Origin of the sequence: Pseudomonas sp. S04, assembly GCF_009834545.1 — a bacterium.
Lineage (GTDB): Bacteria > Pseudomonadota > Gammaproteobacteria > Pseudomonadales > Pseudomonadaceae > Aquipseudomonas.
This window is the reverse complement of record NZ_CP019427.1, coordinates 503,489-518,745: the sequence shown is the minus strand read 5'-3', so window position 1 is coordinate 518,745 and position 15,257 is coordinate 503,489. Positions and strand designations below refer to the sequence as shown.

The following is a 15,257-nucleotide window of genomic DNA, read 5'->3' as shown; positions in this document are numbered from 1 at the left end:
CTTTTCCTTAAGCAGAGAGGAAATGAAGCGCGGTGTCCAAACCGTCCATGGTCTGTGCACGCGAAATTGGCGGGCACGTTATCAACGAGGGAAACGGATTAATGTCGGAAGGGTCTTCGAATACAGTCAGACCTTTCCGCCTTTCAGAAAGTTGCGTCAGCGAACGAGAGGGGCAGTGATCTGGAGCGGGTGGGCACGCGAAACATCGTCGACGTATCGGATGCCCAGCGCCAGCTGTACACCTCGGTGCGCAACTACAACAACAGCCGCTACGACTACATCCTCGACAACCTGCGCCTGAAACAGGCGGCCGGCACCCTGAGCCCGGGCGACCTGCAAGACCTCAAACGCTACCTCAAGGCCGACTACAACCCGGACAAGGACTTCCTGCCACCGGACCTGGCCAAGGCTGCGGCCGAGCAGTTGAAAGCCCGACCTTGAGCTGACACTCAAACCCTTGTAGGAGCGAGCTTGCTCGCGATAGCGGTAGATCAGTCAACACTGGTCTTCAATGTGCAGCTGCCATCGCGAGCAGGCTCGCTCCCACAGGTTGTGTGAATTGATCAACCCTTGAGCAACCGCCCCAACCCATCCAGCAAGCGCTGCAACGCGCCCTGGTTGGCGCGCATCACGGTCAATCCCGCCTCGGCCATTTGCTGCGCATCGCGTGGCAGTTCGAACAGGCGCTGCACCGCCACCGCCAGCCCGTGGGCGTCCTCCACCTCTTGCAGGGCCTTGGCATTGCGCATCAACGCCGCGATCTCGAGGAAGTTGAACAGGTGCGGGCCACTGAGTACCGGCTTGGCCAATGCCGCCGGCTCCAGCAGGTTATGCCCGCCGTTCGGCACCAGGCTGCCGCCGACAAACGCACTGTCCGCCAGGGCATAGAGAAACAACAGTTCGCCCATGGTGTCGCCGAGCAGCACCGCGGTATCGGCGCTGACCGGCGCGCCGCTGGAGCGCCGGACCGTGTTGAAACCCTGCTGCTGGCACAGCTCGAACACCGAGTTGAAGCGTTCCGGGTGACGCGGCACCAGAATCAGCAACGCGTCCGGGTGGCTGGCGAGCAACTGCCGATGAGCCGCCAGCACTACCTCGTCCTCACCCTCATGGGTGCTCGCGGCGATCCACACCGGTCGCTGGCTCGCCTGCCATTGCTCACGCAGATCGCTGGCGCGTTGCAGCAAGGTCGGGTCGATGCTCAGGTCGAACTTGATCGAACCCGTTACCTCGACCGTTTCCGCCCGCGCCCCTAGCGCCCGGAAGCGCTCGGCTTCGGCATTGGTCTGCACAGCGAACAGGCTCATTTCGGCGAGCATCGGCTGCGTCAGTTGGCGAAAACGCCCGTAGCCCTTGGCCGAGCGTTCGGAGAGCCGGGCGTTGGCCAGCGCCACGGGAATCGCGCGCTTGGCGCATTGGTGAATATGGTTGGGCCACAACTCGGTTTCCATGATCACCGCCAGCTTGGGCTGGACCCGGTCGAGAAAACGCGCGGCGGCACAAGGCAAGTCGTACGGCAGGTAGCAGTGCTGGATCCGCGGTTGATTGGCGAACAACGCCTGGATTCGCTCCGAGCCGGTCGGCGTCATGCAGGTGACGGTAATCGGCAGCTGTGGATAACGTTCCAGCAGCGCACGAATCATCGGCGCCGCGGCGATGCTCTCGCCCACCGACACCGCGTGCACCCAGATTCCGCCGGGCGCCATCGGTGGCAGGCCGATGGAAAATCGCTCGCCGATACGCTTGGCGTAGGCCGGCGCCTTGCGCGAGCGCAGCCACAGTCGAATCGCCACCAATGGCAGCCCCAGGTAAAACAATGCGGTATAGAGGGTTCTGTTCATGGGGCCGGAGTTTATCGACTTTTTCAGCCAATCGCCTGCAACTGCACGGCAAAACGTTCGGCCAGCCACCGCGCCGCCGGCCCCAGCGTCTCATCGCGGCGCCAGACCAGCTCCACCACCAGCGCCGGCGGCGTCCACTCGCTGAGCAGTTCGACCATCTGCCCCTGATAGGCGGGGTACTGCACCACGTGCCGGGGCAACCAGCCCCAGCCCAGGCCACGCATCAGCCATTCCGCCAGCACGTAGAAGCTGTCGGCGCGCCAGACCTGAGGACTGGCCTGTTCACTGCCGGGGTAGACACTCGAATGGGTGGCCATCAACAGTTGCCGATGCTGGGCCATTTGCTGGCAATTGACCTGGCCGCCCGCCGCCAGCGGATGCCCCACGCCACACACGGTGACCATCTCGACACTACCCAACACCCGCCGCTCCAGCGCTTCAGGGATCTGCTCGTGATAAAACAGCAGGCCCAAGTCGGCCTGACGCTGGACCAGCTTGCGCGCGACATCGCCCTGGGCGGCACTGGCCAGTTGCACCTCCAGGCTGGGGAATTGCTCAGCCAGCGCCTCCAGGCTGTCGAGCACCGGCTGATAGGGCATCGCCTCGTCCTGGGCCAGGCGCAGGCGCGCCTCCTGGCCACGCATCAAGGCCTGCGCCCGGCCATTGAGGCGCTCGCACTGGCGCAACACTTCCCGCGCCTCTTCCAGCAAGGCGCTGCCGGCCTCGGTCAGCCGCGGCTGGCGGCCGCTGCTACGCTCGAACAGGCTGACACCCAGGTCCGCCTCCAGCAGTGCTATCGAACTGCTGACAGCCGACTGCGCCTTGCGCTGGTCGCGGGCCACGGCAGAAAACGAGCGCTGCTCGGCGACGCTGACGAACAACTGCATCTGCTCCAGGTTCCACTGAATACTCATGCTGTAACCCATCTTCAAATCAGATAGGTAATGACTTTACCGCATCTAAGGAATCACTAGAATGCCGACCTCAGAAAGCAACACTTCATACGAGGATTGACCCATGACCGCTTACTACTACCTGGCCATCGCCATCTGTGCCGAAGTGATTGCCACTGTTTCGATGAAAGCGGTCAAAGGTTTCAGCACGCCCCTGCCACTGGTGCTGGTGATCGTCGGCTATGGCATCGCCTTCTGGATGTTGACCCTGGTGGTGCGCAGCGTTCCCGTCGGCGTGGCGTATGCAGTGTGGGCCGGCATGGGCATCGTGATGGTCAGCGTCGCCGCGCTGTTCATCTACGGGCAGAAGCTCGATGTTCCGGCCATGCTGGGCATGGCGCTGATCGTGCTCGGGGTGGTGGTGATCCAGCTGTTCTCGAAAACCGCCGGGCACTGACCCACGGCAGCCGCTACATAGCGCTCGGCATGAATCTGTATACTGCGCCCCTAGTCTTGAACACTGAGGTCGCCGCATGCCATCCGTTATTTCCACCGACGTACTGATTGTCGGCGCTGGGGTTGCCGGGCTCTGGCTGAATGCACGCCTGCGCCGCCAGGGGTTTGCCACCGTGCTGGTGGAAAGCGCCAGCCTCGGCGGTGGGCAGAGCGTCAAATCCCAGGGAATCATCCATGGCGGCGCCAAGTACGCGCTGCATGGCGCCCTGACAGGCGCCTCGGAAGCCATCGCCGACATGCCGCGGCGCTGGCGCGAGGCCCTGGCCGGTGACGGCGAGCTGGACCTGTCCGGCGTGCGCCTGCTCTCCGAAGCCCATTACCTGTGGTCCCCCGGCACCCTGGCCGGCAACCTCACGAGTTTCTTCGCCAGCAAGGCCGTGCGTGGACGGGTCGACCAGGTCAAGGGCGAGCAATTGCCGCCAGCCCTGCAAGACAAACGCTTCAAGGGCAAGGTCTATCGCCTGGCCGAGTTGGTTGTCGATGTCCCCAGCCTGATCAGCCGCCTGGCGCAACTGGCCGGTGATGGCCTGCTGGCTGCACAGCAGATCGAACCGTTGCTGGAAGACGGTCAGTTGGTCGGCCTGCGGGTCGACGAGCGGGAGATCCGCGCGCAACGCATCGTCCTCAGCGCCGGCGCCGGCAATGCCGACCTGCTCGCCGCCCTGGGCCTCAGCCAGCCGGCCATGCAATGCCGGCCGCTGCACATGATCCTGGTCAAGGGCCCGAGCCTCAAGCCGCTGTACGCCCATTGCCTGGGCGGTGGGCCAAAACCGCGCATCACCGTCACCACCCATCCGGCGGCCGATGGCCAATGGGTCTGGTACCTGGGCGGTGATATTGCGGAAGCCGAAGGTGTAGCACGCGAACCCGCTGCGCAAATCGCCGCCGCGCAAAAAGAACTCGGGCAACTGCTGCCCTGGATCGACCTCAGCCAGGCGCAGTGGGCAACCTTGCGCGTCGATCGCGCCGAGCCGCAGCAGTCGGGCCTGAGCCGTCCCGACAACGCCTTCCTCGCCGAGCAGGACCGCCTGCTGGTGGGCTGGCCAACCAAGCTGGCACTGGCCCCGGACTTTGCTGACCGGGTGCTCGCTGCCCTGCAGCGCGACGGCATCCAGCCGAGCCACCCGGCGCCCTTGCCCGACCTGCCGAAACCACCCATGGCGGTACCGGCCTGGGAGCAACTGCTGCCATGAGCCAGGCCACTCTGCACGACTTGCACCGCCCGCTGGGCAGCACCGGCCTGCGGGTTTCGCCACTGGGCCTGGGCACCGTCAAGCTGGGTCGCGATCAAGGGGTGAAGTACCCCAACGGTTTCCAGATCCCCGACGACGACGAAGCGCGCATGCTGCTCAAGCTGACCCGCGACCTGGGCATCAACCTGATCGACACCGCCCCCGCCTATGGCCGCAGCGAAGAACGCCTCGGCCCGCTGCTGCGTGGCCAGCGCGAAGACTGGGTGATTGTCAGCAAGGTCGGTGAAGAGTTCGCCGACGGCCAGTCGCGCCACGATTTCAGTGCCGCCCATACCCGTTTCTCGATCGAGCGCAGCCTGCAACGTCTGGAAACGGATTTTATTGACCTGGTGCTGGTGCACTCGGACGGCAACGACCTGGCGATCCTCAACGACAGTGAGGTCTACCAGACCCTCGCCGCGCTCAAGGCCGAGGGCAAGATTCGCGGTTTCGGCTTCTCCGGAAAAACCGTCGAAGGCGGCCTGAAGGCTCTGGAACAGGGCGATTGCGCCATGGTCACGTACAATCTCAACGAACAGGCCGAGCGGCCGGTGATCGACTACGCTGCTGCACACGGCAAAGCGATCCTGGTCAAAAAAGCCCTGGCCAGCGGTCACGTGTGCCTGAGTCCGGGGGTGGACCCGGTACGTGCCAGCTTCGAGTTGTTGTTTGCCCAACCCGGGGTTGCCAGTGCTATTGTCGGGACCATCAATCCGCTGCACCTCGCCCACAATGTGGCGACCGTTGCTCAAGTCCTAGCCAGTCGTTGAACCGCCGCCGAGGCGGCCGACCCCGACGCAAGAAGGAGCCGACATGCCGCGCACGCTCATAAGAAAGAACCCCAGCAACTTCAAGACCCTGCCGTTATACGTCGAAGCGACTCCCGAAGGCCTGAGCTACCAGAGCGTCGGGATGCCGCTCAACTTCTCCCAGACCCTGCAACGTCGACGCCCGGTCACGGTGGCCAATGCCGAACACTTTGCCCTGGAGCTGGCCAACCTCGGCGTGTCAGTGCGCCTGACCCTGCATTGGCAGAATCGCGACTATTGGGTGTTGGTGCGCCAACGCCGCCAGGACCGTGGCGATGTGGTGCTCAAGCTGATTTCCGGTTACGTTCCGGCCCACGAGCTGAATCTGCCGCTGCACACGGCGATTCAGGAGATCGCCGAAGAATGCCTGCTGGAAACCCCGGAAGGCTGGCTCGGCGGTCGGTTCAACGACACCTGGCTGCCAGCGCCCTATGCCACCGCCCTGCATTACCGCGAAGCCATGCCGTTTCGCCTGACCCCGGAGTCGGGCGCGGCACGCCCGGTGCGCTGCGCCAACCTGCAATTGATCGAGCGCCCACGGGCCTACGTGCACCTGCCCACGGCGTCGCTGCAACTGATTTACGATTTGCGCCTGGATGTGCCCAAGGAAGCCAAGTCCCTGAGCCTGTTCCATGTCGACGAGCGCCTGGAAGGCGATCAACTGGTCGCCCGCCTGGACCGCAAGCGCCCGGACCTGTACCTGATGCCCCTCAAGGATGGTCAGCCGCTGCCCGAGCTCTACACCCTGAAAAAGGATCAGTTGTACCCGGCGAGCACGCGCGGTCTGTACCTGGCCGAGAGTTTTGCCCGGCAGGAAGGCTGGCTGGTACGCGATGAACGAATCAAATGGAAGGACTGGCTCAAGCAACAAGGCTTGAGCCAGCCAGGCAAGCCGTCAGGCTTGAGCCGCCTGACCGGCAAGGCCAGGCAACTGCTGAAGAAAATCGTGCCGCGCAAGGCGACCCGCTAAACGCGGGCGGTGGCGAGGGAGCAAGCCCTCGCACCGGCTCAGCCTTACTCGGTCTTGCGGATCTTCTCGACGATCGCGGTAGTCGAGCTGTTTTCCACCAGCCCCAACACCTTCACCGTGCCGCCATAGGCGCTGACAATATCGGCGCCGACGACCTGGTCGATCCCGTAGTCGCCACCCTTGACCAGCACGTCCGGCTTGACTTGGGTCAGCAGGTTTTCCGGGGTGCCTTCAGGGAAGCTGATCACCCAGTCCACCGCGCCCAGGCCCGCCAGTACGGCCATCCGCCGATCAACGCTGTTGATCGGTCGGCCAGGGCCTTTCAAGCGGCTCACCGAAGCGTCGTCGTTGACCGCGACGATCAAGCGATCGCCCTGGGCCCGCGCCTGCTCCAGGTAGGTCACGTGACCCGCATGGAGAATATCGAAGCAACCGTTGGTAAAGACGATCGACTCGTTGTGCGCACGCGCATCGTCGACGGCCAGCAACAGTTGCTCGAGCCCCAGTACGCCGCGCTCCGAGCCTTCTTCACGCTGAATCGCCCGACGCAATTCCGGAGCACTGATGGCCGCCGTACCCAGCTTGCCGACCACAATGCCCGCCGCCAGATTGGCCAGTGCCACTGCGTGGGGTAGTTCTTCGCCAGCCGCGATCGCCGCCGCCAGGGTCGAAATCACCGTATCGCCGGCACCGGTCACGTCGAACACTTCGCGGGCACGCGCCGGTAGGTGCAGCGCCGGATGATCGGGACGCAACAAGGTCATGCCGTGCTCGCCACGGGTCACCAGCAACGCGCCGAGATCCAGGTCGTGCATCAGCTTGGCACCCTTGCTCACCAGGTCGTGCTCATCGACGCAACCGCCGACAATGGTTTCGAACTCGCTGAGGTTAGGGGTGATCAGGCTGGCGCCGCGATAGATCGAGAAGTCCTTGCCCTTGGGGTCGGCCAGCACCGGAATGCCACGGGCACGAGCCGCCTGGATCAGCACCTGGTGGTTCTTCAAGGCGCCCTTGCCGTAGTCGGACAGCACCAGCACCTTGATGCCTTCGAGCAGATTATCGACCTCGGTGCCGAGCGCCAGGGCGTCGGTGGCGAAGGGTTCCTCGAAATCGATACGCAGCAGTTGCTGGTGACGACTCATGACCCGCAGCTTGACGATGGTCGGCTGGTGGGCGATGCGCTGGAACAACGCCCGCACGCCAGCGCCCTTGAGGCTGTTGGTCAGGCTGTCGGCAGCTTCGTCGTCACCGGTCACGCCGACCAGGGACGCTGGCGCGCCGAGCGCAGCAATGTTCAACGCAACGTTAGCGGCACCGCCCGGGCGGTCTTCGATTTGCTCGACCTTGACCACCGGCACCGGTGCCTCAGGAGAAATCCGTGAGGTACCACCATGCCAATAACGGTCGAGCATGACATCGCCGACCACCAAGACAGGGGCTTGATCGAATCGCGGCATGGACAACTTCATGGTGCAACCCACATACAAAATGAACAGGGGCGCGATATTAGCACAGGGTGAACGCTGGCTAGTTCGAGAGCTTCATCGGCTGTGATGCAGACTGTGAAATTGTTTATTTTTTAAACAATTCAGACAAATAGAGGGGTGAGCCAGGCTCACCCCTCTGTCGTTATCAGGCAATACCGGCCGGAGTCGGCTCATCTAGGCCCATGGCGTGCAGGCGCGAATAGTACCCGCCCTGGGCCAGCAACTGGGTGTGGGTACCGCGTTCAACGATTTCGCCGTGATCCATGACGAGGATCAGGTCGGCTTTCTCGATGGTCGACAACCGGTGGGCAATCACTAGGGTGGTGCGGCCCTTCATGACTTTATCCAGGGCTGCCTGAATATGGCGCTCGGACTCGGTATCGAGGGCGGAAGTCGCCTCATCGAGGATCAGCAATGGCGCGTTCTTCAACAGGGCGCGGGCAATGGCCAGGCGCTGGCGCTGACCACCTGACAGCAGCACGCCGTTTTCCCCGACCTCAGTGTCCAGGCCCTGCGGCAACTGGGAAATGAAGTCCATGGCATAGGCGTCTTCAGCGGCCTTCTCGATGTCCTCGCGAGGCGCGCCGGCCAGGTCGCCATAGGCAATGTTGTTGGCGACCGTATCGTTGAACAAGGTCACATGCTGAGTGACCTGGGACACGTGCTTGCGCAGGTTACGCAGGCGATAGTCTTCGATCTCGACCTCATCGAGCAGGATCTTGCCGCTTTCGTGATGGTAGAAACGTGGAATCAGGCTAGCCAGTGTCGATTTGCCGCTGCCCGAACGCCCCACCAGCGCGATCATCTGCCCGGGGGCTGCGCTGAAGCTGATGTTTTTCAATACTTCCCGATCGGTACCCGGGTAGGTGAAGCTCAGGTTGTGCACATCCAGGCGACCGCTGATGCGCTCGCGCTCGACTGTGCCGCTGTCGACTTCCGGCTCGACGTCCAGTTGCTCGAAGATGCTTTCAGCACCGGCGACACCCTTCTGGATGGTCGAGCTGACTTCAGACAGCTGGCGGATTGGCTTGGGCAACAAACCGGCAGCGGTGATGTAGGCCACCAGATCACCGGCGGTGGCATCACCGCGCAGGAACAGCACCAGGAACATCAGCGAGGCCATGGCGGTATAGATCACCAACTGCAGCGCCGGGGTGTAGATGGCGCTGGTGCGGGTCATGCGCAGCTGCTTGTCGGTATTGCTTTGGCTGGCCCGGGCAAAACGCTGCTCTTCGTAGCTTTCGCCACCGAAGCTGCGGACCACGCGATAGCCTTGAATGGTTTCGGAAGCGACATGGGTCACGTCCCCCATGGCCACCTGGATTTTTTTGCTCTGCTTGCGGAATTTCTTGCTGGTGTTGCCGACCATGAAGGAAATGATCGGCAGGATCGCCAGCATCACCAGGGTCAGTTTCCAGTTCATCCACAACAGGTAGGCAAACAGGAAAATCACTGTCAGGCCTTCACGAATCACCACCTTGATGGCGTCGGTCGCCGCCCCGGTGACCATGGTCACGTTGAAGGTAATGCGGGAAATCAGATGCCCGGAGTTATGGGTATCAAAATAGCGGTTAGGCAATACCAGCAGCTTGTTGAACAGCTCCACCCGCAGGTCATGCACCAGGCCCAGGGAAACCTTGGCCAGGTAGTAGTTACTCAGGAACGAACCCAGTCCCTGCCACGCCGCGATCAGAATGATCAGCAGGGGCACGGCCACCAGCAACTGCAGGTCCTGGAGGAACGGCACATTGGGGAAGAGCACGGCTTCGGGGTTGCTCAAGCCATCGACGAAGTACTTGAGAATCCCGGCCAGCATCGGTTGAGTGGAGGCAAATATCACAAAGCCCAGGATACTCAACAGGAAAATGCCTACGTAGGGTTTTACATACCCCAGCAGTCGAAAATAGATTTTCAGGCTTGAATCCTGTTCCGCATTGGGCGGTGCTGCACTCATCGTAGAGCTCACTTCTTAGGTAGAACGCGGAATTTTATCACAGGCTTGGAACTTGGCCTGTGTCCATACCAAAACGCTGGCCAGGCCCACCGGCAACCAACTGATGAACCACTCGGCACGCGGGGTGCCACTGATGCTCGCCGCGTCGAATTGCATGGCCAGGAACGAGAACATCCAGATCCCGATGATGCCACGGCCGTACACCGTATCACGTGCCCGCCACGCCTCGCGCAGCACGGCAAACCAGACCACGCACCAGAGCAGCAGCCCGGGCAGCCCCAATTCGATGGTGATGTGGGTAAACAGGTTGTGGGCGTGATCGAACTCATGGCCTTCGGTAAACACCGAGTAGGCCGAACCCAGGCCCAGGCCACGCCACGGGTGCTGGGCAATCATGTCCAGGCTGGCCATCAGGATTTGCGGGCGGAATGAGGCGCCCCTGGCCATCACCAAAGGCTCCAGCAGCCAGAATGCGAACATCGCCATCGTCAGTGCGCCGACGGCGATCAGACGGCTGTGGCGGTCGCGACTCCAGATCGGCATGCTGACGAACGTCAGCAACAGGGCCAGTGCCGCTCCCCGGCTCTGGGACAGCACGACAAACCCGCACAGGAATGCCAGCGCCACCACCCAGACCGCCTGTTTCCAGCGCTCCTGCGGAATCCAGTGCGCCAGCCAGACAGCTGCCAGGCCCAGCACATAACCACCCAGGATCGGATGAGCCAACTGGCCCAGGCCAACCAGGCGCGCGGTCCACAGGTTATCGTCGACCAGGTAGAACTTGATGGCCGCCAGCACCGCCGTCAAGGCCAGCCCCAGGCCGCCCCACTGCATGATGCGAATCACCCGCTCGGGGCGGGTATTGGCAAGTACCGGGAAAAACAGCAGGAAGACGATGACGTACAGCGCGCGCTTGGCCCCGCGCGAAGGTTCGGGATCCTGGGTCCAGAGCAGGGTCAGCAACGCCCAGGCTCCCAGCGCCAGGACCGCCAGGCACAGCACCCGCTGCGCTTGCCACAACTCAGCCAGTCGAGCCCGTGCCGACCAGGCCAGAAACAGGGTCGGCAACCAGAGAAACGCGACCAACCCTTGCTGGTAAATCTTGTTGGTTGGAGCGAACGCGATAGCGAGCAAAAACCATAGAAGACCTGTCGCCATCCAAACCTGCGCCCAACGCGTTTCCTGCATCTACCCGCTCCCGCTGAAAAATCCAAGTGCCAACACGGCATGGTGAAAACAACAACTTTTCGGCATCATTGATCGCACATACGCCCCATTTTTCTACAAGGCTTCCTACATGCAATGCTTCCGGCTTCCACACGCCGCTTTAACTCAAATGGTTGAAGGCGCCAGAGTACTAGAAGCCGACAGCTTCGGCCCGAAAGTATTCCTTTTGCCGGACGGCAACATTCTCAAGCTGTTCCGGCGCAAGCGACTGCTCTCGTCGGCCCTGTTTCGCCCGTACTCGAAACGCTTTATCGAGAACGCCGCCCAGCTCGAAGAACTCGGCATCCCGACCCTGCAGACGCTGAAATTCCATCAACTGGAAACGCCCGGCATGACGGCAGTCCTCTACCGCCCCTTGCCTGGCGAAACCTTGCGCCAGATTGCAGCCAAGGCAGGCTTCGACTGGCAACAGGCCTTGCCCGCATTGACCCTGTTCATTCGCCAGCTGCACAGCGCCGGGGTCTACTTCCGCTCGCTGCACCTGGGCAACATCGTGGTGACGCCCGACAATCAGTATGGCCTGATTGATGTCGCCGACATGCGCTTCACCCGCGGGCCGCTGCCACCGCATCTAGTCAAGCGCAACCTGCAACACTTCGCGCGCTATATTGAGCGCGAGAAGCTGAACGAGAGCTTTCCAATGCACACTCTCGAGCGATCCCTACTGCCGGCATGACAACAGGGTCCGGGCTGCCTGGCTGAATTCCAGCCACCCGCGGTCCGGGCACAGTACCGCCGATTGAGCCTGGGCAATCTGCTCGGGAGCGACGCTGAACGTCTTGATCAGCGCCTCGCTCCAGGCTTGAGTGTCTTCTGTCGCGGCGTACCACCCCGCCTCTGCCAACTGCTCGCGGAACACCGCAAGCTCGCTGCTCAATACCGGCACACCGGCCAGTACCGCCTCCTGCAGAATCAGGCCCAGGCCCTCTTCCAGCGACGGGATCGCCACCCAGTCGAATGCTCGGTACAGCCTTGCCACATCGTCCAGGTGCCCAGGCAGCGAGACACTCCCCTGCAGGCCGAGCTGGTTGATCCGCTCCTGCAGGGCGGCGCGTGCATGACCTTCACCGACAATCACCAGGTGCAGGCGCGGACGCTCGATCAGCGCCATGGCAAACGCCTCAATCAAGCAGGCAAATCCCTTGTTACCCACCAGACGCCCCACTGCGCCCACCACCGGAGTGTCATCGGTGGGCAGGTGCAGACGGGTTCGGGCCTGTTCGCGAGACAGCAGGCGGGAGCGAAAGTCGACGGGGTCAAGCGCACTGCGCAACGTGACGACCGGCAAATGCAGAGCGCTGGCCAATGACTCAGCGAGAGTTTGGGAAACCGCCGCCAGGGTCAACCGGGAGGAATCGAACCCCGCCAACAACTGACGGTCGGCGGCCCTGATCCGGGTTTCCCCGTGAAACAGCACCACCGCACGCAGCGACGGCAGTTTTTCCAGGACCGGCAACAAGGCGCGGGCAGTGCCCAGGCCATCGAGCAACACCACTTGTGTATCCGTGTCCTTGAGGGCGCGGTGGAAGTGCGCGCGCATCCTGCCCTGCAGCAGTTTCCAGACGTGTTTGCCCTTGAGCCGGCTGGAGGACAAGTGCCACTCCCGGGTTTGCCCGATATCGGCGGCACAGCCTTGCTTATCGCCGCACAGCAGCCAGGTATTGACCGTGATGGTCGGATCCACCTGGCTCAGAATCTGCCGATGAACCTTGTGGATGGAGGCAAAGGCTGAGCCACCGGACCACATGACATTGAGGATACTCATCGAGCGGGGCACCCTTTTCCACATCGGCTTGAGGCACTGTTGGACCCCAACAGTGCCTGGTCATTGCCAGTTATAGTTTCAAATGCTCTCAAACGCTTGGAATACCCGGTCAAATACCCAACTTCAGGCGAATTCGTTCGACCAGGCTCAAGGCCGCGCGCGGTCTTAGCGGGGGCTGGAGCTCTTCGACGATCCGCTGGCCGACCCGCGCAAAACTGAACTGGCTGACGGCCAGGTCCCGGCCATTGCGGGCAATGCTGGCTGCCAGCCCAGTATCGGCACGCAGCAGCGCAAGCTTTTCCTGCAACTGTGCAATGTCACGATAGAACACGATGTTGTGCATGTCCTGCAGGCCCAGCGCACGGCTCTCGGCCTCGCCCTGGTCGAAGGCCAGGAGCACGCAGCCGCAGGCCATGGCTTCGAAATTCTTGATCATGAACTCGCCCATGCCGACATCGGCACTGACGAAAAAGCGGATCCGGTTGAGCGTATCGCGATACTCGTCACCGGACTTGGTGCGAGTCACCACCAGCGGTTCGACACTGGCCAACTCGTCGAGCAATGCCTTGCGCCCACTGTAGGCAACGCTGTTGGTACTGCCGACGAAGGCCAGCTCGATATCGCGCTCCCGGCCCTGATCCTGCAACAGGCTCTGGTCATAGCCCTTGGGCACGAACACCGCGTCGAAGCCCTCCTGGCGCAAGCGCTCGGCGACCACGAAGCCGGAACTGATGACCCGTGCCCACGGCAGGCGGCGGTAGTGCGCACTGAACTTGCCGGTGTATTTGCAAGGAATGTAGTTCTGGTAGGCGTCGTGCTCGAGGATCACCAGGTTGGGGATGGTGCGGATAAAACTCGCCTGGCGGATTTCCTGCTTGAACCGCAGGAAAAACACGATGCGCTCATAACGCGTCACATCCACTTCACGACGGAAGTAGCGGCGCAGGTTGCGCTGCTCGTCACTGCTGAGCCACCGCAGGTCGCATTCGCAATGATCGGCCACGCCTTCATACAAGCGGTCGAGAATCGCCCGCTGTTCTTTCTGCACCAGAAATAGAACCTTCATCGTTTTCCTTGCAGTGCCCGCCAGCCCAAAAAAAGTGCAGAGATTAACCCACGATCTCAGTAGAAAGATGTCCCGCAATACATAATTACAAACGCCAGAACAGCTCGTGGCGACGCACTGCCTTGCGGAAAAACTCGTTTTCGCCATAGGGCGAACCCCGACGCCCTGCCAGCCAGCGCTGCAAGCCACGGCGCAAGCGCCGCTTGAACGGTGCGCGGGGCTGCAGGTCATGCATCATGCCCAGCGCCATGGCCTTGTCCCGCTGCTGTTCGAGCGACAGGCTCAGGCAATACGGCTGCAGCACCTGCGACCCGTCGAACACCGGCGGCAAGGCAATCCCGGCACCGGAGTCGCCCATGGGCCAGCGATCGTTGTCGTGCAGGTGATTAGCGTAGCCGAGCAGTACCGAGGGCTGCCACTCAAGCCCCTGCAACGCCTCCAGCACCGCTTGCTGGGCACAGATGTGGTCAGGGTGGGGATCGAGCGAGCTGTGGGGCAGCACGATCACCTCAGGGCGCGCCTTGAGCAGGACTTCGCGCAGATCGGCCAGCAGATTGTTCCAGGTCGGGCGGCCGTCGAGGTCGCCCGGCAAGGTAAACGGGTTGAACCGGCGGAAGGCGCGGATATCGCCCAGTTCGGCCTCGCGGGAGGCCACCGGCTGTTGCGGTGCCGCCTGCATGGCAGGCAACTGCAGGCAGAAATACCCCAACTGCACGCAGTGCGCCTCGGGCACACCGGCCCAACGGGGCACCGTAATACTGTCCCAGGCGCGCAGACGGCCCTTGAGCCGCGATGCCTGGACCTTGTCCAGGCCCATCGCCTGATAATGTTCGGCTTCGATTTCACCGGCCGTCAGGGTAACGATCCAGGTCTCGGCAGCCTGGCTGTACAGGCCGAATGCGGCGAGTTCGGCATCATCGGCATGGGGCGCAATCACCATGACCCGCTGCTGGCGGTAGTCCGGTTGTTCGATCGACCACAGCAGCGGCTCCCCGGCCAGCCGGCAGAAATGCCCACGCAAGCGCAACTGACCGGCAGACAGAACCTGCGCCTGGCCACTGAGGTTGAGGTAACGCAGGCCACTGACCCCGCGTTCGAAGACTTGCCGATCCGGCTGATCACCGCCAGCCAGCTCGACCACCGGGTCGAAAAAGCGCCCCAGCCAGGTGCTCTTGACCTGCACGGCCAGGACCAGCGTGGTGTCGTCCGCCAGGATCACGCCCTCATCCAGCAACAGCCGGTCCCCGTCCAGGCGAACCTTGGGCTGCGGGGTGTACGGCGGGAAGCTGTAGACGTAATCGTCCTTGGGCGAATAGAACAAATGGTCGGCGAACCAGGCCTCGTGGGCGACCCAGGCCAGCACCGCCAGCACCAGCGGCACCCACCAGGCCAGCAGCACGCCGATGCCGACCAACAGCACCAGAGTGATCAACAGGCCGATGCGTTTGTTGCGTCGATGACGCTTGAGCAGTTGCTGCTTGCGACTCATGGGCTGGC

General features: G+C 62.5%; 13 protein-coding genes and 1 pseudogene. 6 read left to right on the top strand and 8 right to left on the bottom strand.

Features of this window, described 5'->3' with window-relative positions; genetic code table 11:
* Nucleotides 1-186 precede the first annotated feature (186 nt).
* Nucleotides 187-441: pseudogene (locus PspS04_RS02205) on the top strand (channel protein TolC); the annotation flags it as partial.
* 122 nt (nt 442-563) lie between these two features.
* On the opposite strand, the gene waaA reads toward PspS04_RS02205, so the two are convergent.
* Together waaA and PspS04_RS02195 are read right to left on the bottom strand one after the other, a co-directional pair.
* A complete protein-coding gene (gene waaA, locus PspS04_RS02200) occupies nt 564-1,841 on the bottom strand; it encodes a lipid IV(A) 3-deoxy-D-manno-octulosonic acid transferase (protein WP_159993384.1) in 1,278 nt (425 codons plus the stop codon).
* Nucleotides 1,842-1,864: 23 nt separating this feature from the next.
* Entirely contained in the window at nt 1,865-2,755 is an 891-nt protein-coding gene (locus tag PspS04_RS02195; protein WP_095169633.1) for a LysR family transcriptional regulator, read from the bottom strand.
* 103 nt (nt 2,756-2,858) lie between these two features.
* Here PspS04_RS02195 and PspS04_RS02190 point away from each other — a divergent pair, with 103 nt between their 5' ends.
* The 4 genes from PspS04_RS02190 to PspS04_RS02175 all read left to right on the top strand — a co-directional run bounded on the left by PspS04_RS02190 (nt 2,859) and on the right by PspS04_RS02175 (nt 6,261).
* On the top strand, nt 2,859-3,191 hold the full coding sequence (locus PspS04_RS02190; RefSeq protein ID WP_015093202.1) for a DMT family transporter: 333 nt from the start codon (nt 2,859-2,861) through the stop codon (nt 3,189-3,191).
* 76 nt (nt 3,192-3,267) lie between these two features.
* Complete coding sequence (locus tag PspS04_RS02185) at nt 3,268-4,443, top strand: NAD(P)/FAD-dependent oxidoreductase (RefSeq protein ID WP_159993382.1); 1,176 nt, start codon at nt 3,268-3,270, stop codon at nt 4,441-4,443.
* Nucleotides 4,440-5,252, top strand: coding sequence for an aldo/keto reductase (locus PspS04_RS02180; RefSeq protein ID WP_095169621.1), 813 nt, complete (start codon nt 4,440-4,442; stop codon nt 5,250-5,252). The genes PspS04_RS02185 and PspS04_RS02180 overlap by 4 nt, the downstream gene beginning before the upstream one ends.
* A gap of 43 nt (nt 5,253-5,295) precedes the next feature.
* Nucleotides 5,296-6,261, top strand: coding sequence for a metal ABC transporter ATPase (locus PspS04_RS02175; protein WP_095169622.1), 966 nt, complete (start codon nt 5,296-5,298; stop codon nt 6,259-6,261).
* A gap of 44 nt (nt 6,262-6,305) precedes the next feature.
* On the opposite strand, the gene hldE is transcribed toward PspS04_RS02175, so the two are convergent.
* The 3 genes from hldE to PspS04_RS02160 form a co-directional block, all read right to left on the bottom strand.
* A complete protein-coding gene (hldE, locus tag PspS04_RS02170; protein ID WP_159993380.1) occupies nt 6,306-7,730 on the bottom strand; it encodes a bifunctional D-glycero-beta-D-manno-heptose-7-phosphate kinase/D-glycero-beta-D-manno-heptose 1-phosphate adenylyltransferase HldE in 1,425 nt (474 codons plus the stop codon).
* Nucleotides 7,731-7,893: 163 nt separating this feature from the next.
* Nucleotides 7,894-9,702, bottom strand: a complete 1,809-nt coding sequence (gene msbA, locus PspS04_RS02165) for a lipid A export permease/ATP-binding protein MsbA (RefSeq protein WP_095169624.1) — start codon at nt 9,700-9,702, stop codon at nt 7,894-7,896.
* 15 nt (nt 9,703-9,717) lie between these two features.
* Nucleotides 9,718-10,890, bottom strand: a complete 1,173-nt coding sequence (locus tag PspS04_RS02160; protein WP_159993378.1) for an O-antigen ligase family protein — start codon at nt 10,888-10,890, stop codon at nt 9,718-9,720.
* Between the two features lie 109 nt (nt 10,891-10,999).
* Between PspS04_RS02160 and PspS04_RS02155 the strand changes: the two genes are divergently transcribed.
* Nucleotides 11,000-11,605, top strand: coding sequence for a toluene tolerance protein (locus PspS04_RS02155; protein WP_159993376.1), 606 nt, complete (start codon nt 11,000-11,002; stop codon nt 11,603-11,605).
* Here PspS04_RS02155 and PspS04_RS02150 read toward each other — a convergent pair.
* From PspS04_RS02150 to PspS04_RS02140, 3 genes are all read right to left on the bottom strand, one after another.
* The gene (locus PspS04_RS02150) at nt 11,591-12,694 is read right to left on the bottom strand and encodes a glycosyltransferase (RefSeq protein WP_159993366.1); all 1,104 of its coding nucleotides are present in this window, start codon (nt 12,692-12,694) and stop codon (nt 11,591-11,593) included. The genes PspS04_RS02155 and PspS04_RS02150 overlap by 15 nt on opposite strands.
* A gap of 109 nt (nt 12,695-12,803) precedes the next feature.
* Nucleotides 12,804-13,760 carry a glycosyltransferase family protein gene (locus PspS04_RS02145; protein ID WP_159993364.1) on the bottom strand — a complete coding sequence of 319 codons (957 nt, stop codon included), beginning with the start codon at nt 13,758-13,760 and terminating at the stop codon, nt 12,804-12,806.
* Between the two features lie 85 nt (nt 13,761-13,845).
* The gene (locus PspS04_RS02140) at nt 13,846-15,249 is read right to left on the bottom strand and encodes a PIG-L deacetylase family protein (RefSeq protein WP_159993362.1); all 1,404 of its coding nucleotides are present in this window, start codon (nt 15,247-15,249) and stop codon (nt 13,846-13,848) included.
* Nucleotides 15,250-15,257: the final 8 nt, after the last annotated feature.

Coding starts and splice junctions, on each gene's coding strand:
- waaA (WP_159993384.1), bottom strand. CDS start 1,841: ATGAACAGAACCCTCTATACCGCATTGTTTTACCTGGGGCTGCCATTG.
- PspS04_RS02195 (WP_095169633.1), bottom strand. CDS start 2,755: ATGAGTATTCAGTGGAACCTGGAGCAGATGCAGTTGTTCGTCAGCGTC.
- PspS04_RS02190 (WP_015093202.1), top strand. CDS start 2,859: ATGACCGCTTACTACTACCTGGCCATCGCCATCTGTGCCGAAGTGATT.
- PspS04_RS02185 (WP_159993382.1), top strand. CDS start 3,268: ATGCCATCCGTTATTTCCACCGACGTACTGATTGTCGGCGCTGGGGTT.
- PspS04_RS02180 (WP_095169621.1), top strand. CDS start 4,440: ATGAGCCAGGCCACTCTGCACGACTTGCACCGCCCGCTGGGCAGCACC.
- PspS04_RS02175 (WP_095169622.1), top strand. CDS start 5,296: ATGCCGCGCACGCTCATAAGAAAGAACCCCAGCAACTTCAAGACCCTG.
- hldE (WP_159993380.1), bottom strand. CDS start 7,730: ATGAAGTTGTCCATGCCGCGATTCGATCAAGCCCCTGTCTTGGTGGTC.
- msbA (WP_095169624.1), bottom strand. CDS start 9,702: ATGAGTGCAGCACCGCCCAATGCGGAACAGGATTCAAGCCTGAAAATC.
- PspS04_RS02160 (WP_159993378.1), bottom strand. CDS start 10,890: ATGCAGGAAACGCGTTGGGCGCAGGTTTGGATGGCGACAGGTCTTCTA.
- PspS04_RS02155 (WP_159993376.1), top strand. CDS start 11,000: ATGCAATGCTTCCGGCTTCCACACGCCGCTTTAACTCAAATGGTTGAA.
- PspS04_RS02150 (WP_159993366.1), bottom strand. CDS start 12,694: ATGAGTATCCTCAATGTCATGTGGTCCGGTGGCTCAGCCTTTGCCTCC.
- PspS04_RS02145 (WP_159993364.1), bottom strand. CDS start 13,760: ATGAAGGTTCTATTTCTGGTGCAGAAAGAACAGCGGGCGATTCTCGAC.
- PspS04_RS02140 (WP_159993362.1), bottom strand. CDS start 15,249: ATGAGTCGCAAGCAGCAACTGCTCAAGCGTCATCGACGCAACAAACGC.